Source organism: Leisingera sp. ANG-S5 (assembly GCF_000813925.1).
Taxonomy (GTDB): Bacteria; Pseudomonadota; Alphaproteobacteria; order Rhodobacterales; family Rhodobacteraceae; genus Leisingera.
On the sequence record NZ_JWLH01000026.1, the window covers coordinates 21,864 to 47,446 of the forward strand.

21 protein-coding genes and 1 pseudogene are annotated in these 25,583 nt (G+C 60.7%); 11 read left to right on the forward strand and 11 right to left on the reverse strand.

Translation table 11 applies throughout. From position 1 onward, the window contains the following. The first annotated feature begins 90 nt into the window (after positions 1–90). The 3 genes from RA25_RS20945 (at position 91) to RA25_RS20955 (ending at position 3,395) form a co-directional block, all read left to right on the forward strand. Positions 91–2,304, forward strand: coding sequence for a YjbH domain-containing protein (locus tag RA25_RS20945; RefSeq protein WP_039146709.1), 2,214 nt, complete (start codon positions 91–93; stop codon positions 2,302–2,304). 2 nt (positions 2,305–2,306) lie between these two features. Further along, positions 2,307–2,993 carry a YjbF family lipoprotein gene (locus RA25_RS20950; protein ID WP_241477457.1) on the forward strand — a complete coding sequence of 229 codons (687 nt, stop codon included), beginning with the start codon at positions 2,307–2,309 and terminating at the stop codon, positions 2,991–2,993. Between the two features lie 174 nt (positions 2,994–3,167). Further along, positions 3,168–3,395, forward strand: a complete 228-nt coding sequence (locus tag RA25_RS20955; protein ID WP_039146712.1) for a hypothetical protein — start codon at positions 3,168–3,170, stop codon at positions 3,393–3,395. 203 nt (positions 3,396–3,598) lie between these two features. On the opposite strand, the gene RA25_RS20960 is transcribed toward RA25_RS20955, so the two are convergent. The 3 genes and pseudogenes from RA25_RS20960 to RA25_RS22860 form a co-directional block, all read right to left on the reverse strand. Beyond that, positions 3,599–4,123: a hypothetical protein gene (locus RA25_RS20960; protein WP_039174814.1), complete on the reverse strand. Its 525-nt coding sequence runs from the start codon at positions 4,121–4,123 to the stop codon at positions 3,599–3,601. A 379-nt stretch (positions 4,124–4,502) separates the two neighbouring features. Continuing rightward, positions 4,503–5,032, reverse strand: a pseudogene (locus RA25_RS20965) (IS5 family transposase); the annotation flags it as partial. Between the two features lie 130 nt (positions 5,033–5,162). Continuing rightward, the gene (locus tag RA25_RS22860; protein ID WP_152612261.1) at positions 5,163–5,426 is read right to left on the reverse strand and encodes a hypothetical protein; all 264 of its coding nucleotides are present in this window, start codon (positions 5,424–5,426) and stop codon (positions 5,163–5,165) included. A gap of 615 nt (positions 5,427–6,041) precedes the next feature. Here RA25_RS22860 and RA25_RS20970 point away from each other — a divergent pair. Beyond that, complete coding sequence (locus RA25_RS20970; RefSeq protein ID WP_052254329.1) at positions 6,042–7,742, forward strand: hypothetical protein; 1,701 nt, start codon at positions 6,042–6,044, stop codon at positions 7,740–7,742. A gap of 380 nt (positions 7,743–8,122) precedes the next feature. Here RA25_RS20970 and RA25_RS23160 read toward each other — a convergent pair whose 3' ends face one another. Both RA25_RS23160 and xrtE read right to left on the reverse strand, forming a co-directional pair. After that, positions 8,123–8,371 carry a hypothetical protein gene (locus tag RA25_RS23160; RefSeq protein WP_206539715.1) on the reverse strand — a complete coding sequence of 83 codons (249 nt, stop codon included), beginning with the start codon at positions 8,369–8,371 and terminating at the stop codon, positions 8,123–8,125. After that, positions 8,343–9,884: an exosortase E/protease, VPEID-CTERM system gene (gene xrtE, locus RA25_RS20975; RefSeq protein ID WP_241477458.1), complete on the reverse strand. Its 1,542-nt coding sequence runs from the start codon at positions 9,882–9,884 to the stop codon at positions 8,343–8,345. Before xrtE ends, RA25_RS23160 begins: the two co-directional genes overlap by 29 nt. Positions 9,885–10,267: 383 nt before the next feature. Between xrtE and RA25_RS20980 the strand changes: the two genes are divergently transcribed. From RA25_RS20980 to RA25_RS22255, 7 genes are all read left to right on the forward strand, one after another. Continuing rightward, positions 10,268–11,713 (forward strand): mannose-1-phosphate guanylyltransferase/mannose-6-phosphate isomerase, encoded by a 1,446-nt coding sequence (locus RA25_RS20980; protein ID WP_039174816.1) that lies wholly within the window; start codon positions 10,268–10,270, stop codon positions 11,711–11,713. Then, on the forward strand, positions 11,700–12,884 hold the full coding sequence (locus RA25_RS20985; RefSeq protein ID WP_039174817.1) for a nucleotide sugar dehydrogenase: 1,185 nt from the start codon (positions 11,700–11,702) through the stop codon (positions 12,882–12,884). Before RA25_RS20980 ends, RA25_RS20985 begins: the two co-directional genes overlap by 14 nt. A 73-nt stretch (positions 12,885–12,957) precedes the next feature. Next, positions 12,958–14,007 carry an SDR family NAD(P)-dependent oxidoreductase gene (locus RA25_RS20990; RefSeq protein WP_039174818.1) on the forward strand — a complete coding sequence of 350 codons (1,050 nt, stop codon included), beginning with the start codon at positions 12,958–12,960 and terminating at the stop codon, positions 14,005–14,007. Further along, positions 14,004–14,741, forward strand: a complete 738-nt coding sequence (locus tag RA25_RS20995) for a sulfotransferase family 2 domain-containing protein (RefSeq protein WP_039174819.1) — start codon at positions 14,004–14,006, stop codon at positions 14,739–14,741. The genes RA25_RS20990 and RA25_RS20995 overlap by 4 nt, the downstream gene beginning before the upstream one ends. Positions 14,742–14,759: 18 nt before the next feature. Next, the gene (locus RA25_RS21000; RefSeq protein ID WP_082023125.1) at positions 14,760–15,824 is read left to right on the forward strand and encodes an acyltransferase family protein; all 1,065 of its coding nucleotides are present in this window, start codon (positions 14,760–14,762) and stop codon (positions 15,822–15,824) included. Between the two features lie 3 nt (positions 15,825–15,827). Further along, the gene (locus RA25_RS21005; RefSeq protein WP_039174821.1) at positions 15,828–17,291 is read left to right on the forward strand and encodes an oligosaccharide flippase family protein; all 1,464 of its coding nucleotides are present in this window, start codon (positions 15,828–15,830) and stop codon (positions 17,289–17,291) included. Positions 17,292–17,312: 21 nt separating this feature from the next. Continuing rightward, entirely contained in the window at positions 17,313–18,140 is an 828-nt protein-coding gene (locus RA25_RS22255) for a sulfotransferase family protein (RefSeq protein WP_052254330.1), read from the forward strand. A 12-nt stretch (positions 18,141–18,152) separates the two neighbouring features. Here RA25_RS22255 and RA25_RS21015 read toward each other — a convergent pair whose 3' ends face one another. From RA25_RS21015 to RA25_RS21040, 6 genes are all read right to left on the reverse strand, one after another. Next, positions 18,153–19,145: a sulfotransferase family protein gene (locus tag RA25_RS21015; RefSeq protein ID WP_039174822.1), complete on the reverse strand. Its 993-nt coding sequence runs from the start codon at positions 19,143–19,145 to the stop codon at positions 18,153–18,155. Between the two features lie 58 nt (positions 19,146–19,203). After that, complete coding sequence (locus tag RA25_RS21020) at positions 19,204–20,295, reverse strand: glycosyltransferase family 4 protein (protein ID WP_039174823.1); 1,092 nt, start codon at positions 20,293–20,295, stop codon at positions 19,204–19,206. Beyond that, entirely contained in the window at positions 20,292–21,467 is a 1,176-nt protein-coding gene (locus tag RA25_RS21025; RefSeq protein ID WP_039174840.1) for a glycosyltransferase, read from the reverse strand. Before RA25_RS21025 ends, RA25_RS21020 begins: the two co-directional genes overlap by 4 nt. 157 nt (positions 21,468–21,624) lie before the next feature. Continuing rightward, positions 21,625–22,884 carry an oligosaccharide repeat unit polymerase gene (locus RA25_RS21030; RefSeq protein ID WP_039174824.1) on the reverse strand — a complete coding sequence of 420 codons (1,260 nt, stop codon included), beginning with the start codon at positions 22,882–22,884 and terminating at the stop codon, positions 21,625–21,627. 55 nt (positions 22,885–22,939) lie between these two features. Beyond that, positions 22,940–24,073, reverse strand: a complete 1,134-nt coding sequence (locus tag RA25_RS21035; RefSeq protein ID WP_039174825.1) for a GumK N-terminal domain-containing glycosyltransferase — start codon at positions 24,071–24,073, stop codon at positions 22,940–22,942. 129 nt (positions 24,074–24,202) lie between these two features. Further along, the gene (locus RA25_RS21040) at positions 24,203–25,582 is read right to left on the reverse strand and encodes a polysaccharide biosynthesis/export family protein (RefSeq protein ID WP_193747997.1); all 1,380 of its coding nucleotides are present in this window, start codon (positions 25,580–25,582) and stop codon (positions 24,203–24,205) included. Between the last annotated feature and the right edge of the window lies 1 nt (position 25,583).

The following is a 25,583-nucleotide window of genomic DNA, read 5'->3' on the forward strand; positions in this document are numbered from 1 at the left end:
GCCGCCCGCCCCATGGTCTAAGCGGGCCACAGACAACAGGCCGGGACCGCGAAGACCGGCGGCAGGCAGTTCCATAAGGCAGGTTTCCCCGTGACCCCGATCAAGACCCTTCTGCACAGCACCGGAGCGTTGGCGCTGCTGTGCCTGGCTGCCGCTCCGGGACAGGCGGAGGTGCCGCAGATCACCCGTGACGATCCGCAGGCGGCCCCGGGCACGGAAGCCGCGGCGCCGCGGCTGAAACCGCTGCCGCCGCCCAGCCTCAACTTCTACGGCAGCCCCGGCCTCATCGACATGCCAAGCGCCGAAATGCTGCCCGACGGCCAGTATGCGGTCACCTATTCCTGGTTCGCGGGCACTTCGCGCTACAACATCACCTTCCAGGCGCTGCCCTGGCTCAGCGCCTCGTTCCGCTACAACGGCATCCAGGACCTGAACCTGTTCGGCTTCAGCACCTATTACGACCGCGGCTTCGATGTGCGCGCCCGGCTCTGGCAAGAGCGCGGCTGGCTGCCCGAGGTCACCATGGGGCTTCAGGATTTTGCCGGCACCGGCATCTATGCCGCAGAGTATTTTGTTGCCACCAAGCGGTTTCAGGCCGCCGCCCTGGGCTGGGGCCGCGGTCCCGGTCGGCTGAAGATCTCGGCGGGCCTGGGCTGGGGGCGGCTCGGCAGCAACGGCGGCATCGGCTCAACCGGCACCCGCCCCGGCTTTGTCGGCGGCAGCACCGGCGGCAAGCTGGCCACCGATCAGTGGTTCCGCGGCCCCGTCGCGCCTTTTGCCGGCTTTGAATGGCAGCCGGATGAGCGCTGGAGCCTGAAAGCGGAATATTCCACTGACGCCTATGTGACCGAAACCCGCAGATCGGATGTGTTCGAGCATAAATCGGCCGCCAACTTCGGGGTGGAATACCAGTATTCCGACCGGGTGCGTCTGGGCGCCTATTACCTCTATGGCTCCGAGATCGGCCTGACCGCGCAGATCCAGCTCAATCCGAAGCATCCGCCCACCCTGATGGCGGTGCCGGCGCCGCACCCTGTCAACCCGCGCAGCCAATGGGCCACCGAAGAGGCGCACTGGAGCCAGGACTGGGCCGCCAGCGAAACCAAGTCCCGCACCGTCCGCGACCGCGCCGCCGAGGCGCTGAAGGCGGACGGGCTGGTGCTGGAGGCGATCACCCTCACCGGCACCAGCGCCGAGCTGCGCTACCGCAACATCCGCTACCGCTCGCAGAGCCAGGCAGCGGGCCGCGCCGCCCGCGCCCTGGCCCAGGCCCTGCCGCCCTCGGTGGAGAGCTTCCGGCTGGTGCCGGTGCGCCGCGGCCTCGGCCTGTCTGTGATCGAGATCCGCCGTTCCGACCTGGAGGCGCTGGAGTTCGACCCGGAAGCCGCGGACGCGCTGTTTGCCGCCGCCGGGGTGCAGGACGCCGGGCCGCTGCCCGCGGATGCGCTGTTCTCCAGCGAGCTGTACCCGGCGTTTGCCAGCTCCATCAGCCCCTATACCGAGCCCGCCTATTTCGATCCTGAAAAGCCGTTCCGGATTGATGCAGGCCTCGATTTTACCGCCTCTTATGCGCCCGCGCCCGGCTGGCGCATTGCCGGCACCATCCGCCAGCGGCTGGCCGGCAATGTGAAGAACGGCCGCGCCTCCAACTCGGTGCTGCCGCATGTGCGCACCGACCAGAGCGAATACGCCCAGTTCGGCACCACCCTGGAAAACCTCTATGTGAGCCGCCTGTGGAAACCGGGCCGCAACCTTTATGCCCGCGCCACCGCCGGCCTGTTTGAGACGATGTACGGCGGCATTTCGGGCGAGGTGCTGTGGAAACCGGTGAACAGCCGCATCGGCTTCGGGCTGGAGGCCAACTATGTGGTGCAGCGCGATTTCGACCAGCGGTTTTCGTTCCGCGATTACCGCACCTTCACCGGCCATGCCTCGGCCTATGCGGAGCTGGGCAAGGGCTATCTGCTGCAGCTGGATGCGGGCCGCTACCTGGCCGGCGACTACGGCGGCACCTTCAGCCTGAACCGGGAGTTCGACAATGGCTTCCTGGTCGGCGCCTTCTTTACCCTGACAAATGTTTCCGCCGAGGATTTCGGCGAGGGCTCCTTTGACAAGGGCTTCCGCTTCCGCATTCCGGTCGACTGGATGCTGGGCAAACCGTCGCGGTCGGGATTCGGCCTGACCATCCGCCCGACCCAGCGCGACGGCGGCCAGCGGGTGGCGGTGCCGGACCGGCTCTACGGTCCGGTGCGCGAGGCCCACCGCAAGAGCCTGGAAGACCAGCGCGCGAGGTTCTGGGAATGAGCATGAGCATGATCCGGATGGCCGCCGCCGCCCTGGCCGCTGCGCTGCTGCTGGCGGGCTGCAGCCAGGGGCCGGAAAAGACCCAGGCCGAGCTGGAAGTTGTGCAGGCGGTGGCAGAGCAGTTCAAACGCCGCCGCAGCCCGCCGCCGCTGCCCAAGCTGACCCGGGCGCTTCTGGACAACGAGACCCTGCCCCATATCGAGCTCACCATCGAGAATCGCGCGGTCACCGCCTACCTGACCCCGGGGCTGCGCCGCCGCGACAGCCATGCCGGCGAAATCGAGGTCTGGCGCAGCCGGGACAATGCCTCCGTTGCGCTGCGCCAGGGCATGCTGATTGCCACCCGCGGCCTGGGCGGCGGGCTGCTGTCGGCGCAGGTGCCGGCCGCAGACGGCAAGGGCGGCCCGGCGCGCGGCGGCGCGCGCCGCTATACCGTGCGCGCCGATGGCAACAGCCAGCGGGTGCTGAACATGGCCTGCAGCCTGCACGACCTCGGCCCGGAACCGGTGGAAATTGTCGAGATCACCCATCCGGCCCGCCACCTGCAGGAGCGCTGCGAAGGCGCCGGCGGGGCGGTGGTCAATGACTACTGGGTTGATTCCCGCCCGGGGCGCATCCGGGTCTGGCAATCGCGGCAATGGGCCGGTCCGGAGATCGGATATATCCGAATCCGCCATCTGCAGCGGTGAGGCTGCGCCGGTTTTCTGCCCTGTTCCCGCGGCATTGCGGCAACGGGCGGAAAAAATCTTCAATGCAAACGGGATTTCAACAGTTTTGCCGCTATTCCATACGTTGAAATAACCATCCGCCTCCCATAAGGTCGCCTCAACGCACCTATCACAGTTCTCCAAAGGAGTTTGAAAATGAAAAATCTTCTGTCCGCTCTGACCCTGGCAGCCCTGGCGTCGGCAACTGCCGTTTCCGCTCAGGAAACCGCTCCGGCACCGACCGGCGGCGAAAACACCGGCCTGCTCGGCACCGGCGTGACCGCTGGCACCGCTGCAGCCGTGGCTGGTGCCCTGCTGGTCGTCGGCATCATTGCCAACGACGACGATTCCGTCAGCACCACCACCACCACCACCACCAACTGATCTGACGGCCTGCCGCCGGCACCGGCGGCGCCGCAATCTTTGGAAAACGGGCCTCAAGCGAGGCCCGTTTTTTTGTCCGCCCCGCAGGCCGCATTCAGTTATTTTTCATAATACGGATTACAGGCGATAGTTGCAGGTGGGAATCGCTTGCCCGGCCGGCGCAGGGAACACTGCCCTGCCGGCAGCGGAAAAGCGCGGCCTGCTCAGGCGTTGCGGCAGGCGGGCACGCCCATGCGGATGATCTCGCGGCCGCTGATTTTGTGGACCCCGGAAATCCGGTTGCGGCCTTCTGCCATGAACCAGCTCTTCAGCGGTGCCGGATAATACCCGGCCATCACCCGGCTGAAGTAGTCGAATTTCTCCTGCGTCAGGCGACGTCCGCCGCGCGAGGGGCCGTGGAAGCCGAAAGTGGTGGCCGGGTCGACGCAGGCGCCCGGCAGCCCGAGGAACATGGTGCAGGTGGAATAGCAGACCTTGCCGCGGATCTCGACCCGGACGCCGTTTTGCTGCAGGTTCTTCAGCTCGATCAGCCGGTCATGCAGATAACCGCCGCGGTCGCTGCCGACCACATAGGTCTGCTGGGCGGCGGCGGCAGAGGGCTGCAGCGCCATCAGCGCCAGGCCCAGCACGGCGGCGGCTTTTGCGCCGGAGTGAAACAGGGTACGGCGGACGGAGCGGCGGCGGCCAATTAGGGCGGCGGCGGAAGATGCGATGTTCTGTGCCAGCATGGTCAGGCCTCCAAAGCGTTAACGGGCGTTGGAGACTGATTAAGAAAGCGTTGCGCACTGACCGGGCTGGAGATGTGGCAAAAATTAGTACATTATCAACACTTTAGGTCTCATGTTAGGAAAATTTTAAGGATCTGCGCCCACAGGCCGCCTGGAGTGTGGACCTGCCTATGAGGCCTAAAGGGCCGAATTGGGCCTTTCTGGCCGATCCCTTCGAGAGGGCTGAGCCGAATGCCCGTCTGTGTCCCGCGGCAGCGCCAATTCAGACTATTTGAGGTTCGGAATTGCCCCTGCCGCTAACGGCGGGGGTTTTCAAACGACGGTTTTGGGAGATTACGTCCGGCGATTACATTGTTCTGCTGTTCTGGTGGGATTTGATCGGCAACATGGGAGCATCTCCGACGTTGCTGCTGGTGATCTCGTCAGACCGCACTTCCAGTGTTCCCTCGTCGATCCGAAAGTGCATCTTGCGCAAATACGGCGTTTGGGACCACCATGCTTGCCGGCATTCCATTCACCTTCGCCCTCGGCTTTGATGCCGGTGCTATCGATCAGGAGGTTCAATGGACCGAGGGAACCACGATACTGGAGGTTCACGTTCCGCGCCTTCTGACGACGGCACAGCGTGCTGAAGTCCGGAACAGACCAAATCCAACCCGATCAGACGCAATAGGCTCGCGACGAAGCCGGTCGTTTGCCTCAGCGGTAATCCAAACAGCACCTTCATGGCCAGACAGGACTGGATCGCCGCATCGCTAAAGCGCTGTTGTCGACCGCTCTGCCGCTTGGTGGTGGTGTCCAGGTCATCTCAGGATCGAACCAGATTGTCAGCGATCCGCGCCGCTTCAGCGCATCATTGCAGGACGACCAGTTCGTGGTCTTGTACTTCGTAGGGACCCAAATGCTCATGCCTTTCAGCTATCATGCTGGATCCATGACATGAATCCCCAGTACCAATTTTGTGCAACTTCAAAAATTAGCTGCGATCGGAAATAGGTTTTGCTTCTTTGAGATCTTCTCGCACAGGCCTCTTTCCGCTTTAATCGTGATAGAAACAGAAGCCACATCCCTCTATCAAGTTGATTATCTCCCAAAACGTGTCGTCGTCCATTTGGTCGAAAATCGCTTCAAACAGATCGGCATTTGGTGATGGATTGAGCCTTGAAAGATGTTCCCGCTGAACTAGTTCGCGTGCTGTAGGAACGTTTTGCAAAGGTGCCTTCGGGAGCTGCATCCTTGGCATTGGCGCCCCATCGATAATCTGGAACACATTTGTTGTGCTACAATCATTCTCTTTTGGCATGTGATTACTCCAGTAAGACTACTTCCAAATTTGGCGCCAATTTTGTGGCAGCATACAACGCCTGTAATCTTCCAGTGTTTTTGGCACAGCAATAAATTGTTACTGCCGATGCTCGGTCAGAGAAGGAAGTGATGACCTCTTATTTTTCGCGCCTACTTCTTATTGGCTAACCAAACCCAACCACACAACAAGCATTTCTGCTAAAGCCTTAAGCACTGGTAAACCTCCGATTCATTTTACGAAAGTTTTTGGGTTTTCAGCGGAAGCTTCCCCTGAGCATGGCTTTCTTCTGCAAAAGGAGTTGACGCCCGCAGCTCCCCTCCCTCAGACGGACGTGTCATGCTGGCTCAGTGACGGGGACCCCTCTCGGCATTCGCGCCATAAAGCCTAGACAAAGAGAAGCACCATTGTTTTCAAAATAGAAACGCCAGGCCATTCGCCGCGCCCCTAAAACCTTCAACAGTAACCGAATCCGTCATTTCTGAGGGGAATTTCTAGCCAGCTGCCCTGATTTCAAGCTGAGTTTTAGTGAATTTGTAATTTGTAAAAATTTATTGTTTCCAATTTGTTATCTCGGCCTGCTCAAGATGAAAGCTGTGGCTGAGAGGTGTTGTTATGATCAGTGTGTCGGTTAACCAAGAATACTGGAACGCATTCGGACCAGATCAGTTTGGCGGAAATTTCCTCTTTATGAGAGATCGCCTTGGTGAAAATGGAACCTTCGATGAACTCTCTGCCGAGTTGGGGGTAGAAACACTGCGTTATCCTGGCGGGGCTATCACAGAGCGACTATTTGACATCAACGATCCAAACCGGGTGATCGGCTACGATGACGCTGAAGATGAAATGGAAGAACTCGTACCTTTATCCGAATTTTTGGCGTTTTCCGGGAAGGCTGGCCACTCAGTTACAATTGTTCTTCCAACGCGAAATTTTTTATCTGAGCGCACAGACGTCAATGGGGACAGATATCCTGATTTCGATCACGGTGAACTCACCAAGTTTATTCAGGACGTTGCAACCGGAGTTCATGGCGTTGCCGAAATCAAAGCATTCGAAATCGGCAATGAATACTGGGACGGGGGGCAGATGTCCTCTGTGGAGTACGGAAGACTAGCAAGCGAGATGAGCGTTGTCGTAGATGAAGCATTAGCCTCCATTGAGGGGGAATTCCCCCAGGCGCAGGACATTGAAATTGTTGTGCAATCCGCAACAAACTTCAATCACGCCAAGCTGGATGACCAGTATTCTGATCTGGAAACACCTCAAGAGATGCTGCAGCAACTGGCCCAAGATTATGAAGTGGAGCTCGGTGAAAGGTTCCTGAACGGTTCCGGTGATGTCAATTGGGCGGCGGTAAATGACGAGCTACTTCGAAACGAGTTCAGCGACACAGAGTTCGCGTCGATAGATGGCGTCGTTGCCCACATTTATTCCCGAGGTCCCGAACTCCCCGTTCATCGTGATTTCTCTCTGAAAAAAATTCAGCGGGGCTGGGAAGAGCGGGATCCAGATTTGAAAAAGTACGTCACAGAATGGAACCAAAAATCTACTGACAGTCTTGATGAAGAAAACGACTACGGTCTGAAACAGGCGCATGAGATCCTAAACATTATGGAGGAGTTCTCCGAGCACGATGTGGATACCGCTCACGTCTGGCCGCTTCTCCAGAACACAAGAAATACTCTCAGTCATGGCTTTGAGCATGAAGAACTTACACCGGCTGGTGAGATGTTCCGGCTTATGGAGGAGGCACTTCCTGGAACTCGTCCACTTGACCTATTTGGGTCAGAAAGTGACCAGAACGAATTGTCGCTTGAACAAGTCGACCTTCATGCATTTGCCTCACCTGAGAAACTTGTTTTGTTCGTCGCTTCAAAAACAGATGAGGTTTCCTCCACGATTTTGGACTTGAACGGATTGCTTACGTCCGGTGATGAGATCTCTGTCTCCTGCTTAGGTGTGGAAGATGGTGACAATCCTGGTAGCAGACACGCAGATGCTTTCTTGGACACGCCGTCAGAAAGCGAAGTTGAAACTGAGATCTACGTTGAAGGACACCTTCGCGCTGACCTGGATGGATTTGAAATTATGAGAGTGGTTATCGATCGCCCACAGTGGTCGCCTGCCATGGAGGAGTATTGGGCCAGACTGGATGATGCGCCAGACGATTCCGATGATCCCATAATCCCAGACGTCGATGAAGATGACGCACCCGATCCTACAGAAGAATCGGAAGAAGACGGTGACGATGGGGGATTTGGAGCTCTCCTAGGGGCTCTCGCGATAGTCCCGATACTGATGCTCATGCTCTAAATAGCCAGCGAATGCTTTGCTGGTTCTCAATCAGCCTTTGCAGAGAACCTGGTCCTGTCACGTTTGTATGTTGCTTCCAGTTCTCATTTACCCGGCTTGAGCCTCGAAGTTCCACAGGGCAGCTCCGGACCAACAGCATCAGTTTACTCAATAATGTAACCGTGACTTTGCAAGGGTCGCTATCTGCAGGCCGCTGCGCCAACGTCGCTCGCAGCATGAACCAGGGCCGGTTCAAATTCATAGGTGTCCGCTATTCGGGAAATTGTCCTGAGACCTTTGCGCGCGCAGCAGAGCACACGCCACGCTGAGTTCCTTCACGGCGCGGTAAAGAGCCAAACAACAATGTTCTGTATCACCCCTGCAGGCTAAGCAAGCGGGGACTATTTGGAGAAAGTGTGGACCGCCGTACGGGCTGGCATATTACCTCTGTCTGCGCTAGAAATTTTACTGAGGTCAGCGACTTCAGGAGAAGCCAGCCACTCGGCCATCCACATTTTATATTTGTTTTCATAGGTATAAATGGTGATGTGGCCGGTCATATAAAAACACGCTTCGGCGGCTTGCTGCGTGCCGAGTTTTGCCGGCACCGGCCAGGCGGGATCAGAGCAGGCCGAAATCCATGGCGGCAATGGCGGCGGTGGCAATTAGGGCATTAGCCAGCATATGCGCCTGCACCGCGCCGCCGGGGCGGCGGGTCCGCAGATACAGCAACCCGAAGATGATCCCCGCCCCTGCCCCCGCCAGCCAGCGGTCGTGCAGCGCGGCAAACAGCAGGCTGCTGACCGCCAGCCCGGCCAGGCGCCGCCAGGCGGGCGCGCCGGGTGCGTCGGCGATGCGCTCCAGCACATAGGCGCGGAAGAACAGTTCTTCGATCACCGGCACCAGGAGCACCGTGCCCAGCAGGCGGCAGGCAATCCAGAACAGATCCGGCGCCGCGGCGGTACTGCTGCCGCCGCTCTCCGGCGCCGTCCACAGCCACAGCACTGCCACCGCGGCACCCGCCAGCCAGTCCAGCGGCCCGGCGCGCCAGTTGAACACCTTCAGCGCGGGCCAGAACAGCGTCAGCCCCAGCAGCATCAATGCCGCCCGCAGCGGGTAGCCATCGGAGGGGACCTCCCAGAACAGAGGTGTCAGCGTGCCGCTGATCATGAAGAGGATGAAGGGCACGATGCGGGCAAACAGCGGATCCGCGGCCAGGGACGAGGCGGCCCCCGGGGCCTTCGCCGCGGCCGTTTTTTGAAACAGCGCCATGTTGTGGGCGGCAATCAGGATGGCAATCGCCAGAAGGGAAAACACCAGCCAGCCGGCGTAGGAATGAAAGCCCTCCACCGCCAGCTCCGGCGAGACAAAGGCGCCGAGCCAGACCAGCACCGAGATGCGGAGGACATTGAAGAGCCAGCTCAGCAGAAGGGCTGCGGGGAACAGCAGCAGCCAATAGGGTTTCAGGCGCAGGCTGCCGATGGAGAGAAGCGCATAGCCACTCATGAAGAGCGTAATCAGCGCCAAGCCCTCAATCCCGGAGCATGGATCGCCAACCCGGACAGCAAAATCATTCAGGGCAAAAATACGATCTTCCGGCAGGCTTCTGACATCTGCGTGAAAAACTGACAGGACATGGCCAACAGCCGTAAAGGTGAGCCGGGTCAGGAGATGATTGTCGCCCCAGAGGAACCCGGTTGCATCAACGATATCCGGCAGCGCAAAGAAGGCCGCCAGGGTGGCCGGTAGGAACAGGCCGCTTGCGAACAACCCCTGCCGCCAGGCCCGGAGCGGCATCAGCCACAGCAGCGCCCCCAGGGCGGTACAAAAAGCGCCGAGCAGAAAGACAGGTGCCACCAATAGAAACTGCGCCTCCAACTCCGCAAAGGGCACCCGCCAGAGCGGCGCAAAGAGCAGCGCCAGGCCTGCAAAATGCAGCAGGGCAGCTTGCGGGCGGACAGCTGAGGCGGCGGCACCGGACAGGGCTGCCCGCCATAGGGATGGCTTCAGCGCCGCCGCAAACACCAGAGCCAGGCTAACATAGACCGCACGCACCGGCAGGGAGGTCATCCAGAAACACAAGCCCGGCGCCGCGGTTTCAGCGCAGGAGAACACCTCCCGGTACTGAAAGACAGACCGGATGGCATAAACTTCCGCCAGCATGATGATCGCAAAGACCGCCAGCCGGGGAAGGAGCGGTCTTGAAAGAATAGCCCGCATCGAACGCCTCTGCCTGCTTTTTCCCGGCACCATAAGCTAAACAGGAGCCTTTTGTGTAGAGTACGCGGCTTGGCCCTAATTTTCCGAGGCCTACCGAATAGTCCGTTGCTATCTCAGGAACCGTTGGCTTCCATTTTTAAGCGCACCCTCCTAGCAGAAATCAGCTTGCAGCAACTCCTGAACCCGCGCCCTTCTGGAGATTGCATCCCAGCACACTTTTTAAACCGTATGATGAATTTTTTACTGCACCTCGCCCCTGAGACTTGTCAGTGCGGCAGGCATTCACTAGGACCGGAGGCAAGCGAACTTTGACTGAGTATTTAATCATGTTGATTACCCCCGTCCTCCTGTGCGGAGGCTCCGGAACCCGTTTGTGGCCGCTGTCGCGCAAGAGCTACCCCAAGCAGTTCGTGCCCCTGATGGGCGAGGAGACCCTGTTCCAAGCCTCGGCCCGACGGCTGGCCGGGCAGACGGGCAGCCTGCGCTTTGCCGCGCCGGTGGTGCTGACCAACGCCGATTTCCGCTTCATCGTCACTGAGCAGCTGCAGGCCATCGGCATCGACCCTGGTGCCATCCTGATCGAGCCGGAGGGCCGCAACACCGCGCCCGCGGTGCTGGCCGCCGCCTTGCGCGCGCAGGCCGCGGACCCCGATGCGGTGCTCTTGGTAGCCCCCTCGGACCATGTGGTGCCGGACACCGCCGCCTTCCACGCCGCCGTGGCCAAGGGCCTTGAGGCGGTGGCGGAGGGTCAGTTGGTCACTTTCGGCATCACGCCAACCCACGCCGAAACCGCCTATGGCTATCTCGAGCTTGCCGCCGCGCCAGAGACCGGGCGCGCGCCGGACGGCGCCGCGGTGCCGCTCAAGCAGTTCGTCGAAAAACCCGATGCCGCCCGCGCCGCCGAAATGCTGGCGGCGGGCAGTTTCAAATGGAACGCGGGCATCTTCCTGTTCCGCGCCGCCGATATGATCGCCGCCTTCCAGGCTCATGCGTCGGCCCTCATTGCACCGGTGCAGGCTGCGCTGGATCAGGCCAAACCTGACCTCGGCTTCCTGCGCCTGGCGCCGGAACCCTGGAGCGGCGCCGATGATATCTCGATCGACTATGCGGTGATGGAAAAGGCGGACAATCTTTCGGTGGTGCCGTTTGATGCCGCTTGGTCCGATCTGGGCGGCTGGGATGCGGTCTGGCGCGAAAGCCCCCCGGATGCTCAGGGCGTTGTGACCAGCGGCGGCGCCACCGCGATCGGCTGCCGCGACACGCTGTTGCGCGCGGACAGCGAGCGGCTGGAACTGGTCGGCATCGGGCTTGAGAACATCATGGCGGTGGCGATGAATGACGCGGTGCTGGTCGCCGACAAATCCCGCGCCCAGGATGTGAAACTGGCGGTGGCGGCACTCAAGGCCAAACACGCGCCCCAAGCCACCCAGTTCCCCAAGGACCACCGCCCTTGGGGCTGGTTCGAGAGCTTGGCGGTGGGCGAGCGGTTCCAGGTGAAGCGGATCCTGGTGCATCCCGGCGCCGCGCTCAGCTTGCAAAGCCACGTTCACCGCTCCGAGCATTGGATCGTGGTCGAGGGCACGGCCAAGGTCACTGTGGACGGGGTGGAAAAACTGGTAACCGAGAACGAGAGCATCTATGTGCCGCTGGGCGCCGTCCACCGGATGGAAAACCCCGGCAAGGTGCCGATGGTGCTGATTGAGGTGCAGACCGGCGCTTATGTGGGCGAGGATGACATCGTGCGCTACGAGGACGTCTATGCGCGGGGGTGAGAGAAAAAAAGTAGCCGTCGCAGGCCTCGGGTATGTCGGTCTTTCCAATGCTGTCCTTCTGGCGCAGAACCACGCAGTCACGGCTGTTGATGTTTCGGAAGACCGGGTCAGAATGGTCAATGTCCGCCAGAGTCCCATCGCAGACCCGGAACTGGAGGCTTTTCTCGGCAGCCGCCAGCTGGATCTTACGGCCACCCTGGATGCGGCTTCAGCGTACCGCGATGCCGATTACGTGATTGTGGCCACACCCACGAATTACGACCCCAGGTCGAACTGTTTCGATACCTCCTCGGTGGAGGCCGTGATCCGCCAGGTCATCAAGGTGAACCGGGCTGCTGCCATCGTGATCAAATCAACGATCCCGGTGGGCTATGTGCGCCGTATCCGGGCAGAGCTGGAGACGGATCAGGTAATCTTCTCGCCCGAGTTCCTGCGCGAAGGCCAGGCGCTTTATGATAACCTGCACCCCAGCCGGATCATCGTCGGAGAGCAGTCAGAGCGGGCGCATGTGTTTGCCGGCCTGCTGCTGGAGGGGTCCGAGGAAGCCGATGTGCCGATGCTGTTCACAGATCCGGATGAGGCGGAAGCGATCAAGCTGTTTGCAAACACGTATCTCGCGATGCGGGTGGCTTTCTTCAATGAGCTGGACAGCTACGCCATGGCCGGCGGCATGGACCCCCGGCAGATCATCGAAGGTGTCAGCCTGGACCCGCGGGTCGGCGGTCATTACAATAACCCCTCCTTCGGCTATGGCGGCTACTGCCTGCCCAAGGATACCAAGCAGCTACTGGCCAATTACAACCACGTGCCGCAGAACCTGATCCGCGCCATCGTGGACGCTAACCGCACCCGCAAGGATTTCCTCGCTGACCAGATCCTGATGAAGGGGCCGCGGGTGGTCGGGATCCACCGGCTGGTGATGAAGGCAGGCAGCGACAATTTCCGTCAGTCCTCGATTCAAGGCATCATGAAGCGGCTGAAGGCCAAAGGGGTCGAGGTGATCGTCTATGAACCGGTGCTGAAAGAAGAGCATTTCTTCCATTCCCGGGTGGTTCGTGACCTAGAGGCCTTCAAGGCGGAGGCGGATCTGATTGTCGCCAACCGTGTGAACGAAGAGATCCGTGATGTGGCTGAGAAAATTTTCACCCGCGATCTGTTCGGGGCGGATTGAGGCACCTGGACTTGCCTTTGCTTCCCGACACCGAAGCAATCCGAGCAGTTATTCAGGACCTGAAGGGCAAACTATGAGCGAAATACATCAGCAAACCGCACTTGTCACCGGCTCTTCAGGGTTCATTGGATTCCACCTCTGCCAGCGCCTGCTGCAGGATGGCATGCGGGTCGTCGGCATCGACAACCTGTCGGATTACTATGATGTGAAACTCAAGCGGGCACGCCAGGACATGCTGATGCAGCATCCTGACTTTACTGTCATTAATGGCAACATTGAGGACCGCGAGCGGCTCATGCAGCTGTTTTCCGAGCATAGTCCGGACTACGTAATCCACCTCGCTGCCCAGGCCGGGGTTCGCTATTCAATCGACAACCCGCGCTCTTACCTTGAAAGCAACATCGGCGGCACCTTTGAGTTGCTGGAAGCCGCTCGCGCGCATCCGCCGCAGCACATGCTGCTGGCCTCCACCTCCTCGGCGTATGGTGCCAATACCGAGATGCCCTACCAGGAGACCCAGAAGGCCGATCACCAGATGTCCTTCTACGCGGCGACCAAGAAGGCCAATGAATCGATGGCGCATTCCTATGCCCATCTTTACAACCTGCCGACCACCATGTTTCGCTTCTTCACCGTCTACGGTCCCTGGGGGCGGCCCGACATGGCGCTGTTCAAGTTCACCAAGGCGATCCTCGAGGGAAGGCCCATTGACGTTTACAACTACGGCGACATGAAACGGGACTTCACCTATGTCACGGACCTAGTCGAGGCGATCCGGCTGCTGCTGAAGGCGGTGCCCGAGCGCCCCAAGGACGGCGTGGTGCCCGAAGGCGACAGCCTGTCGCCTGTGGCACCCTGGCGGGTGGTCAATATCGGTAACTCCGGCAGCGTCCAACTGACCGCCTTCATCGAGGCAATCGAGGCTGCCACCGGCCTGAAGGCCGCGCAGAACCTGATGCCGATTCAGGCAGGCGACGTGCCTGCCACCTGGGCCAACGCCTCGCTGCTGCAGCGACTGACCGGTTACACCCCGGAGACCGAAGTGGCCGAGGGCGTGGCGCAGTTTGTCAGCTGGTACCGCACCTACTACGGCAACCTCTCCGGTAAGGGCACCGCCGAATGACCACCCGGCTGCTCTATATCCATGTGCCGAAATGCGGCGGCACTAGTTTGGGTTCTGCTGTACGGCTGGCCTATTTTCATTCTCAGGCCACCATCAGCCTGCGGCAAACAAATCAGGTCCGGAACGCGCTTTATCCCGCTGTTGGCGAAACCGAGCGGGACCTGCGTAACCAGGAAATACGTCAGATCATGCTTGCGGGCCTTATGGCCCGCAAGGTGAAATGCGTCTCGGCGCATGTATATTACAACGCCAGGGTGCATCAGGAAATTGATCCTGAGCGCAAGGTGGTCACCATGCTGCGCGATCCGGTAGCCCGGTTCCTGTCGCATTACGCCTATGTTAAGCGCAACCATCCGGATCCCGGGCATGCCAAAAGTCTTGAGGCGTTTCTGGAGACCGAAGCCGCTATGCGTTATGGCTCGACCTACTTGCTCTACTTTGCCAGTACCTACCAGCATGTTACCCAAGATCTGGCGGCGGACATGGAACTGGCCCGCCAGAATCTGTCCCGCTTCAGTGTGATCGGCAATCTCGATCGGGCCGGTGCCTACCGCACGGCTTTGCGCAAGCTGACCGGCCGTCCTTTGCTCAGCTGGGAGCGCAATAAACGGCCGGGCAGAAAGCCGTCGTCTGCCAAAGAGATCCCTGCTGAACTGCGGGCGCGGATCGAACAGATCTGCGCGCCGGATATCGCCCTTTACAACTTCGCCCAAAAGCTGCCGTCCAGCGTGTAAGACAGTAAAGGAAGCCCCATGCCGCATTCCGGATCTAAACTCGCTGGCGTGCAATACATGCGTGCATTGGCATCGGGGATGGTGCTGATCGGCCATGTCATCGCCGAGGCGGAGCACTACTTCAAGACCGACTTGCCAGCCAATCTCATTCCATGGACCCGGGGCGTCGACATCTTCTTTGTGATTTCCGGTTGTATCATCATGATCTCGGGGCAGAAATACTTCGGCCGCGCAGGCGGTATGGTGCAGTTTCTGCGCAATCGCTTCCTGCGAGTGGTCCCGCTCTATTGGTTCTTTACCACGCTGATGCTGGCGGTGCTTCTGATGATGCCGGGTGGTGCCAAGGATACGGTGCTGGACTGGGGACAGGTGGCAGCCTCCTATCTTTTCATCCCCTATGAGCGCTATGACGGGCGGATCGCCCCGGTGCTTTCGCTCGGCTGGACGTTGAATTACGAGATCTATTTCTATGCACTGTTCGGGCTGGTGTTCCTGCTGCCGCGCAAGAGCGGTCCGCTGCTGCTGATTGCTGCCATGGCCGTTCTCACGCTGGCTGGCCGGGTGGCGGGCTTCTCTGCATCCCCCCTCAAAATCTGGACCAACCCGCTGATCCTGGAGTTTTGCTTCGGGGTGCTGCTGGGCCATTTCTACGCCCACCATTGGAAAGGTGCATCCGGGCGCAACGGACTGGCGCTCTGTCTGCTGGCGCTCGGTCTTGGACTGATGACTGCACTCAATACATTTGAGGGGCTGCACCGGACCGTTTCCAGCGGCCTGCCCGCCGCTCTGATGACAGGCGCGATGCTCTTTCTCTGGAAGCAAGACACCACGCAGAATAGACTGTCGCGTCTCGGTATGCTGCTGGGGGATGCTTCCTACGCACTCTACCTGTCCCACCGTTTTGTTCTGCGTGCCCTTACATTTGTTATCCTGCCGCTGCTGCCCGCAGGGGTTCTGGGCGGCTGGATCTTCGTTGCAGCCGCTTCTGCGAGTGCCTTGGCAGCCTCGTTCCTTGTCTACTTCTGGATCGAGAAACCGATGCTGCGGTGGAGCACGCGCCGGTCTCTGGCAGCACCGGCCTGAGCCATGTCTGGTAGCAAGGTGAAGGGTCAGGCTCTCTGGTCGGTGTTGCTGCAGTTTTCCCGCTTTGGCGGCAATGCGGTGGTTTTTCTGGCCATGGCGCGCTTCCTGACCATTGAGCAGATCGGCGCCTTCGGAATGGCCTACGCACCGATCCGTTGGACCCAAGGCATCTACAAGACCGGCATTGCCCACGCTGTTGTCGTGAGCCTTCGACAGCCCTCGACAGCAGGCAACGCCGTCGCACAGCGCGCTTTCACTGCATTGTTCTGGATCGCTCTGATGGCCAGCGCCGGAGTGATTGCAGTGGTTGTGCTGATTGCAGCGGCGTTGGCCCAATGGCACGGCAGCAGCCAGCCGGTGCCACAGATGATGCTGGCCCTGCTGCTGGTGCCGGTCTCCTTCGGCCTGGCCAGCGTCCCCGAGGGATTGCTGCAAAAGAACCTGCAGATCAAGGTGCTGGCCCTGCGTACGCTGTTCGTGCAGCTTACGGCTGCGGCGGCAGCAGTTCTGCTTGCACTTGCGGGGGCTGGTGCCTGGGCTCTCGCAGGATTTGCCATCGTCAACGCGCTTCTGTCGAGCGCGGTGTCCATCATCAAGGCGGGCTGGCGTCCCTCCGGCGGGCCGGACCTGTCGGAAATCCGGCGACAACTGCCGCAGGCAGGCGCCATTACCGGCCGCATGCTGGTGGCTGGCACCACTTTGCCCCTTATGCAATTCACTATTGGCCTGGTTATCGGGCTAGAGGCCTCCGGCGCGTTCCAAATCGCACAGAGGGTCTATCAGATTCTCGATGCCCTCTGCTTGGCCCCCATCCGGTTTTTGGTGCTGCCTCTGTTTGCCAAAGCGCGGGAAACCGGCACGCTTTCCGGCGAGCCGGTTTTACGCGGACTGCGGATGACCGGAGTGATTTCTGCCCCTTTCTACCTTGGCACGCTGATCATTTCAGGCCCTGCTTTGACTTTGGTTGTTGGTACCCAGAATGCGCCGTCCAGCGTTCCGCTGCTGCAGATCCTGTGCCTGATGGGAATAAATATCTCTAGCGTTACCATCCTGACCCAGGCGGCGACTGCTGCCGGGCGTGCCGAGCTTGCATTTCAGCGCGCGCTGTGGACCCTGGGCACTGCCGGGCTGCTGCTTGGGCCTGCGCTGCTGCTTGGCACCTGGGCGGTGGCTGCCAGCCTGGTGGCCGCAGCCTATTCCGCACTGCTGTTTTATTATATCCGGCTGCACCCTGTGTTCGACATTTCGCCGCGGCAGATGTTTGCCGCCGTAGCGCAACCCTACCTGGCTGGTCTTTTGGCAGTTTCGCCGCTGGCTTGGCTTGTCATCCAGGCGGAGGCGGATGGATGGCTTGTGCTGCCGGCAATCATTGGAACCTGGATGCTCTACGCCGCTCTGCTGCCGCTGGTGGCGCCGGCGGCTTGGCAGGAAACCGCGGGCGCCCTGCGCCGGAAGCGGCGTGATTAAACGAAAAAGAGGTTACCCGGCATGAAGCAATTCATCCTTGGCATAGGCGGCCAGAAGTGCGGCACAACATGGCTTTATGACTACATCATCGCCGACAGCCGGTTCAAGCGGGGAGCCATCAAGCCCAAGGAGCTTCATGTCTGGGACCACAAGGAAATCCCGGAGTTTTTCCCCAGGAGACGCCGGCTCAGCCAAGTGCTCAACCTGTCCCGCTACCACCTGTGGCGGATGGAGCGTTCGGATGAATACTACTTCGACTATTTCGCCCGGCTGCTGGAAACCGGCGGCACCGCGGTGGACATCACGCCGTCCTATAGCGGCCTGTCCCAATCCACCCTGGAAAAAATTCAGGAGGGGTTCGCACGACGCGGCGTGCCGGTGAAATGCGTCTTCCTGATGCGCGATCCGGTGGCCCGCTGTGTGTCGGCTTTCGGCCACAACAAGGTCCGCGCCCGACCGGGGGAAGTCCGGATGGGCGTTGATGAGGCCAAGGAGACCGGCGCTGCCTTCCGCGCCTTCTTTACTTCTGAGAGTTGCCGCTACCGCACGCAGTACGAAGTAACTATTGAACGCGCGCAGGCGGCATTCGGGGCAGAGGATTTTGCCTCCTTCCTCTATGAGGAGATCTTTAGCGGAGGCGCGCTAGAACCGCTGTCGGCATTCCTCGGTTTGCCTTGCCAGGCTGAGCGCTTGGGAAAGAAATCCAATGTGGCGCGGAAATCCTACGACATGGATGCCGATGCGCTGCGGGATTGCGCTCGGTTTTACGAAGGCACCTACCGCAGCATTGCCGCCCTGCAGCCGGCAGTCTTACAGCTCTGGCCGGGAATGCGCAGTCTGGACTTCTGAACCGCTCGCCGCTCAGGCTGCCCTTCTGCGCAGCGCCTGCCGCGCCAGATGCGCAATTTTGCTGGGGATACCTATCAGCCCCCACTGCGCCCAGCCGGCTGCCAGGCCGGGCAGCACTTCCAGCAGCTTGTATCCGGTGCGCTGCCCGTCCGAATACTGCACCAGATGTGCCCGGCACAGGAAATTGATGCTGGAAATCTCGGTGCCGGTCAGTTCGCTTTGCCAGGCCGAAAGCCGCTCTGGGCTTGGCGGAGCCTTAGTCAGCGCGTGCTGCCACATCTCCTTGTCCGGGGTGGCGGCGCTTTTGTAGTAGTCTAGCATCTGCGGATCAAACGGCAGTTCCAGCCCCTCGCACAGCGCCCGCAGGCTGTCTTCAGTATCTGAGATCAGATCGTGATAACGGACTGCCAGCAAGCGGCTGTCCGCGTCGAACCGCGCCTGCGCGCGCACTGCTTTGTTCCAGCGCCGCGCCACCCGGATCGTGTTGAGGAAGCTATTGAAGCCCCCGTCCCGCTTGATAAATTTCTTCTTTTCCGAAGCCAGCACTGCCCGCGGGTCGCGGATGATATGCACGACCCGGCCTTGCGGGAACAGTGTCCAATAGGAAGGCAAATGCTCGATTGAATTGGGGTTCTTGACCCCGGTCAGGCTGGCGCCTGGCTTGTGCTTGCACCGGTAAGCCGCACAGATCAGCCGGATAGCTTCGGCGAAGCCAATGGGCCCTTCGGCGGTTTCGAACACCGCGCGGATATCGGCCGGTTTGAGTTCCCAGAACTCGAACCGGTTGACCGCCATCAAATCCGCCAGGAACTGATCCAGGTGCGCGCGGATGTCCCGGGTCTGCCCATAGGTCCCAGCCAGAACCTGGAAGAAATCACATTCATACCCCACAGTCAGCCGGGAATGGGCGTTCAGGATGGTGCGCAGCAGCGTGGTGCCGGAGCGCTGGCAGCCCACGACCAGAAGCGGATCTTGGCAAGTGCCCTTGGGAATATCGCCGGTCATTTTGCTCTCTCGTTACAAGTCCGGATGCCGCGAATCCGTCAGATGGAAACAGATTGGATCAAAGGATATGCTCCAACAGCCGGTCGGCGCTGGCGGCCCAGGAGTACCGCTCGGCCTGCGTCTTTCCGGCCTCAGCCAAAGCCCTCTGTTCTGCGGGGCTGCGGGCTAGGAAACTGCGCAGGCTGCGGGCGATATCCTCGGGGTCTTCGGGGTCGAAGTAAGCCACCGCATCACCTAGAACCTCGGGCATGGCGGTGCTGTTGGAGGACAGAACCGCGGTGCCCAGCGTCATCGCCTCCAGCGGTGGAATGCCGAACCCTTCATAGAGAGAAGGCCATAGGAAAGCCTTGGCGTTGCTGTAAAGGCTCTGCAGTTCAGCGTCTGAAACCCTGCCCAGCAGCCGGATCCGCGACGAGGCGGCGATATCCGCCTGCGAGACACCGGCGGTGAATCCGCCCGCCACCACCAGAGGCAGAGATATGTTCTCCAGCAGCGCGAGGGCATCGATCAGCCGGGCGATGTTCTTGTTGGGGCTCTGGTTGCCGGCGGCAAACAGATACCCTCCCGCCTCCAGCCCGTGGCGCGACAGCGTTTCCGCGTCGTCGGCCGCCGTCAGCATATGTTCGGCGCTGTTGTAGATGACATCAAACCGATCGGCTGGCACCCCTACGCATCGGCCCAGCTCGCCAGCCGAAAAGCGGCTGACGGTGGCGAGCTGCCGCACCCGCCGGGCCAGCAGCGGTCGCATGGTCTTGTGAAAGAGCCGGTAGCTTTTGGTGAAAGCTTCGGGGAAGGTCCAGATATTGGCGTCATGGATCACCAGGATCTGATCTCGGCACAGCAGCGGGCCGGAGCCGCAGAGACTGATGAGCGTGCCTTTGCGGGTGCGGCAGCCCAGGGTGATCTGCTCCCAAGCATGGCCGGTCCCGCCCGCCAGTGGCGCTGGCTTCAAAACCTTCCAGTCCGGCGCCGCAACCAGCTTCTCCCCGGCCGGATACCACACCGGAACCGGCCCAAGCCGGGCGGCGAGTTCAGGGGTCTGCGCCAGCTTCCGATCCAGCGCCCCCAGCAGCTCGCGGGCATAGCGCTGCACGCCCGAGGGGGGCTGCGCCAGGAAGCGGCCGTTCACGTGCAGGCTGCGGCGGCTCATCTGGCGGCCTCCGCTACAGGCGCTGTCACGCCCTTTGCCGCGATCGCCTGCTCATACAACGCAGTCGTGCGGGCGCCCAACCGGTCCAAGTCCCAGTCCGAGACATCAGTTTCGCGGGCGCCTTGCGCCAGCCGCTGCAGGGCTGCCCGATGCAGAAGCAGATCGCGCATCTTGGCCGCGGTGTCCGAAATGTCCTCGGGGTCGGAGATCAGACCGTTGACACCGTCCTTCACAATTTCCCCGATCCCTGGCAGATCGGCAACAATCACCGGGCGGCCAGCCGCTATGTACTGTACAACCACCCGTGGCAGCCCCTCGCGTTTCGAGGTCAGGATACAGAGGTCGGCCAGAGCGGCCAGCGCCTGGGGGTCGCTGCGGAACCCGCAGAAAACCACATGCTCTTTTATCCCCAGCTCCGCAGCCGTGGCGCGCACCGCGGCCTCATGCGGACCCTTTCCGGCAAGGAGCAACCTGGTTCCCGGGATTTCCGAGCACACCTCGGCAAAGGCGCGCAGGAATTCCTGATGCCGCTTTCGCGGCTCGAAGGCGGCCAGCATCAGCACCACCGGTGGGCGGCTCTGCGCATCCGGTGCGGTGCCGAGTAGCTGTGGCCAGTCCTGCGGCAGGTCCGGACATCTGAACGGTGACAGATCCATGCCCGAGTAGACGGCTTCGACACTGTTACAGATCCCTGCCTCCACGTAGGCCTGGCCCACGCTTCGAGAGACGGCAATGAACAGATCCGTGCGCCGCGCAGCCATCTTCTCGCTGGCAATATAAATTGCGCGCTTGAAAAGACCCACTCCGTCGAACGGTATGATGTGGATGCCATGCACAACCAGCGCGTTGGGGGTGGCTGAGGTGGCCAAGCGGCCGATAATGCCGGCCTTGCTCTGATGGGTGTGGATAACATCCGGCTGCAGGCGGCACAGCAGCGCCTTCATCTGCCGCACGGCGCGCAAATCCCGCAGAGGCCGGATCGGATGCAGCAACTCCGGCATTTCGATAAACTCAATACAGTTGCCGTATTTTTTTTGCCAATAAGGGTCAGGTCGGGGGCCGTGAACAATTGTGACTTGGTGCCCATTGCGGATCTGCCAAAGACAGGTTGAAATTGTATTTTCCTCAGAGCCTGCGCGGAGCAGGCGGGTTAAGATGTGAACAATATGCATGACATCCCTGACGAGCTGAGAATGAAATTAAGTTATGCACTAGACATGTTTCGGCCGCTGCGCAAATCTCATGAGCTTGAAGCCCCGTGTGGTGGCCCGTGTATTGAAACAGCCAAGGCATTACCTGAACCTTGCAGATGTAAACCGGCGCGCGAGGCTACCGCGTTGCCTTTCGCTTTGTCTGATGAGCGATGACCCAAGTGAAAATAAGTATGGCGGTAAAATTAGCATGGGCAAAATAGTTCGTATGAGTGGATAGGACAAAAGCAGCGGCGAAATGACTGTAAGCGGCCGCCCAGAACAAACTTTCCATCCCTCTGTGGTATACATAGCGGCTGAGCGCCCCCAGAGCGGCAACATAAATGGCTGCGCCTATCGCTCCAAAATCCACATAGGGCATTGTGAAAATCGACCAAGTGCCGCCGCCTCGTACCATGTTGATCTGCTGCAGCTTTTCGGCCAGCAGGGTTTGAAAAAACCCCTCAGTCTGCGTGAAAAATATCAGGAAGCGGAAGGAAAAGAATCCGTAGGCATGCTCGGAACCCGGTCCTTGGTTCAGCGGCAAGAAGGAGTTCATCAGGTCGTTGGTGAAGTAGAAAACCAGTTTCTGCAGGCCAATGGTGATGGCGCTTGCGTTAATAGTGGCGTTGGAAAGCGACTCGCGCAGCGTCCAAGTTGCGAGGAACAGGCCAATCCCAATCGGTAAATACTGCAGGCCGACCAGCCGCCGATGTACCATGCAGGTCGAGATATAGGCTCCTATGATCAGCAGAACCAGCAGCAAGCGCTGCGACATCACGATCGGCAGGACCATCAGCAAGGCCAAGTCCAGCAGCAAGGTGAACAGGCAGAGCCTTCTGGCCTTTCCCGACATTCCGCCGTTTTTGGAATTGGCGGCCATCAGCGCCGCAGCTAAGGTTCCAGTGCAAGGCAAGGCGCCGTAAAGCAGCCGCATCCCTGAGAACAACTTGTTGCCCAAAAGCTGCTCGCGGGCCTCCAGAACATCGAGCTGCACCATGAGGATCAGCGCCTGGAAGCCCCCCATCTGCCGCGCTGTCAGCAGAACCCAAAGCAGAACAATGGCGACGATTGCCAAGTTAATGGTGAAGGTGACCCGGGCCGCATGGTCCAGGTCTCTACGCAGATCCAAGGCCTTGGGCGCGCGCGGCAGGGAACGTGCGGCCAGCGTGCTGCCCATAATGAAAACCATCATCATGAGCAGGAGCCAGAGCAAGCCAAGCGGAGTGATAGCGTCGGCGATATTTCCGGAAACAGTATTTTGACGGCGGATGAAGTATAGTGCCAGTTCCATGCTGTCGGGAAAGGCCACCGGCAGCATCCCGACCATGAAGGTAACCGCCCAGATCCAGGCCACCAGAGGCGCGGGCGAGATGAGGCGGAGCGTGAAATGAGCCATGTACTAAACCTTGCTCCTACGTTTGCAGTTGCCACTGCACAGCCCCCGCACGGCGTCAGGCGGGCTTTGGCGTCGAGACGATACGCTCATACAGAACAGACCAGTCCTGCACGGCCGGATCGGAGGGGCCGCGCCGCATCCCGCCAAGCTGGCCCAGAGCGGCGGCCATACTGTCGCGGGACCCGGGAGCATAGCCTACTAAGCGCGGCACCTCCGGATCGCAGATGCGGTGCGGGCCGATCATAGGCAAACCGAAATAGCGGTACATTAGCATTCGGTTTGACTGCTCTGTTTGGTATTCGGCGCCGGGCTTGTCCAGATAGGGCGCCAGGCCGGCATCGGCGTACTTGACATAGGCTGCAGCGGTGCTGAATGGAACCTCCCCGTGCAGGATCAGGTTGGGCGGAGCATCCGGCAGCACAGTCTTCAGCCTTCCAAGCACATGGAAGGTCCAATCCGGGCGCAGCGCCGCCATCATGTTTATGCTGTCCGCATCAAATTGCGTGGTTCCGGCGCAGACCGCTTGGTATCTGCCGGACCGGTCAGCTGCAAACGGGTCGGGCAGATCGCCGTCCAGAAAGCTTTTGGCGACCCCCATAGGATCAATGCGCAAGCTGTCCAGATGCGCAAAGCGTCGGGCCAGAAACCGGCTGGCGACGCTGATGCGGTCAAACAGAGGCGCATGAGCCATCTCCGCGCGGGCCAGAAACCGTGGCACACCATGCACATGGATATCGTCACTCACCCGGTACACGAAAGCCGCGTCAGGTGCTGCGCGCCGCACTTGCGGTGCCAGCATCACCGGTGGACCGCTTTCCAGAACCACAAGGTCCGCTCCATCGAGATAGCGAGGCAGCTTGCCGGACCAGTACCACGGGAAACTCTGATGCAGCGGGTGCAGAAGCGCGTCCAAAAGCGGCTTCCGGACGCTGAAGGGATGCAGCGGCGAGAAGGCAAAAAATGAGGTGAGACTATCGTCATGCCTCGTTTCCCCCGCAACCGGGGCGCCGCCCTCCAACTGCTCAAAACGGCGGTCGCCGCGCAGCTTGGACACCCAGCTGTAGCCAACCGTGATCATGCTGACATGCCAGCCGTTTGCCCGCAGGTTGTCGCTCAACCATAGAATGTTTCCCTGCCGCTTCTGAACCGGAAAATGGCCTGTCAAAATGACTGCGCGCGGTTTTCTCATGCAGCAGTCTCCGGTGCCGAATGGAAGAAGCAATGTCTGTCGGCCATTATAGAAACCGCCCTTAACTCGAAAATTCCCAAAAAGCCCAGGCGTCTTAAGCGGCACCTAGGCCGGCTTCATAGCCGGTCCTTAATCGGCCACCGCACCAATCGATCCGTTAATCAGCGACGGCGTGATCTGATCAATCGTGCGGCCCCAGCGAGTTACTGGGTTCTCGGCCACGAACACGATGTCATCCGGGCGCAGCTCGAAGCGGGCGGCCAGCGGCAGATGCGCGGCGTTGCGGATGTCCAGGTGCCAGGCCGTTACCGCGCCGAACTCGCGCACATCGTCGGAGGCGCGCAACACATAGACCTCGGAGGCGTCGCCGGTCTCCTTGGCGATGCCGCCGCCGGTGTCGAACAGCGCATCCGCCAGCGTCGCCTTGCGCTCAAACGGCAGCGTGTAGCGGCCCTGGGTGCGGACCTCGCCGCTGAGGTAGACATAATCCCGTTCCACCGCGTCCAGCTCCAGCGCCTGGGCGAAGTTCTCGCGCCGCTCATTGAGGTCAGCGCGGCGCAGGGTGAGGGCGGCGGTCAGCTCGTCGATGGCCGCCTTGCGGCCTGCCAGCGTGGTCTGCTGCAGCTGGATCTGCTGAGCGAAATAGCGCTCGGCGCGGCTCAGGTCGTAATCGCTGTCCACAAACACCGAGTCATCCGCCAAGAGGTTCAAGCGCTGCAGCTCGGAGCGGGCATAGAGATCCTCCAGCGGGATCTGGTACATGGCACCATCGCGGTAGATCCGCACTGAGCTGGTGTCGATATCCCCCACCGAGACCGAGCCTGCGGCGGCCAGCGCCTCGCCCAAGGTGAGCGGTGTCAAGGTGATCGGGTAGACGCCCGGCTGGCCGACGGCGCCGCCGATCGAAACCCGGCGGGAGTTGAATTCGGAGACCTCCAAGCTGAAGGTCGGGTCGATCTGGCTTTCCACCAGACGCTGGAACAAGAGCGCCTCGGCCTCGTCCACGGTGAGGCCAGCAATGCGCACCCGGCCCACGTCGGGGATATTGATCGAGCCGTCATCCTGCACCGTGTAGCCGTTGCGGCTGTTCTGCGCCGCCAGCAGCCCCGACAGCTCTGCCACCGTGCCTTGGGTCGAGGGGGTGGAGAGCATCAGCACGTCGCCGGTGCCGATCGTATAGGGGCCGGGGTCGATGCTGGGCGGCGGGTCCAGCCGCAGCGCCTGTCGGCTGCCGTCCTGGGTGGAGGGCGCATCGGGCAGCCGGCCCAGCCCGCGCGGGCTGGCGCCGGCGCCGGAGCCTGCGGATATCTGGAACACTGTCGGCAGGGTTTTGGGGTCATAGGCGGCGCGGTTGGCAACCAGCACGGTTTCCGGCGTCATCGCCACCACCCGCACCTTGCCCGAATCTGTCACCCCTGCCTTCACCGAGGGGCTGCGGTAGATGGTGGAGCAGCCGGAAGCCAGTCCGGCCAGGGCCAGGGCGCTGAGGGCAAGGGAAATGCGGCGCACG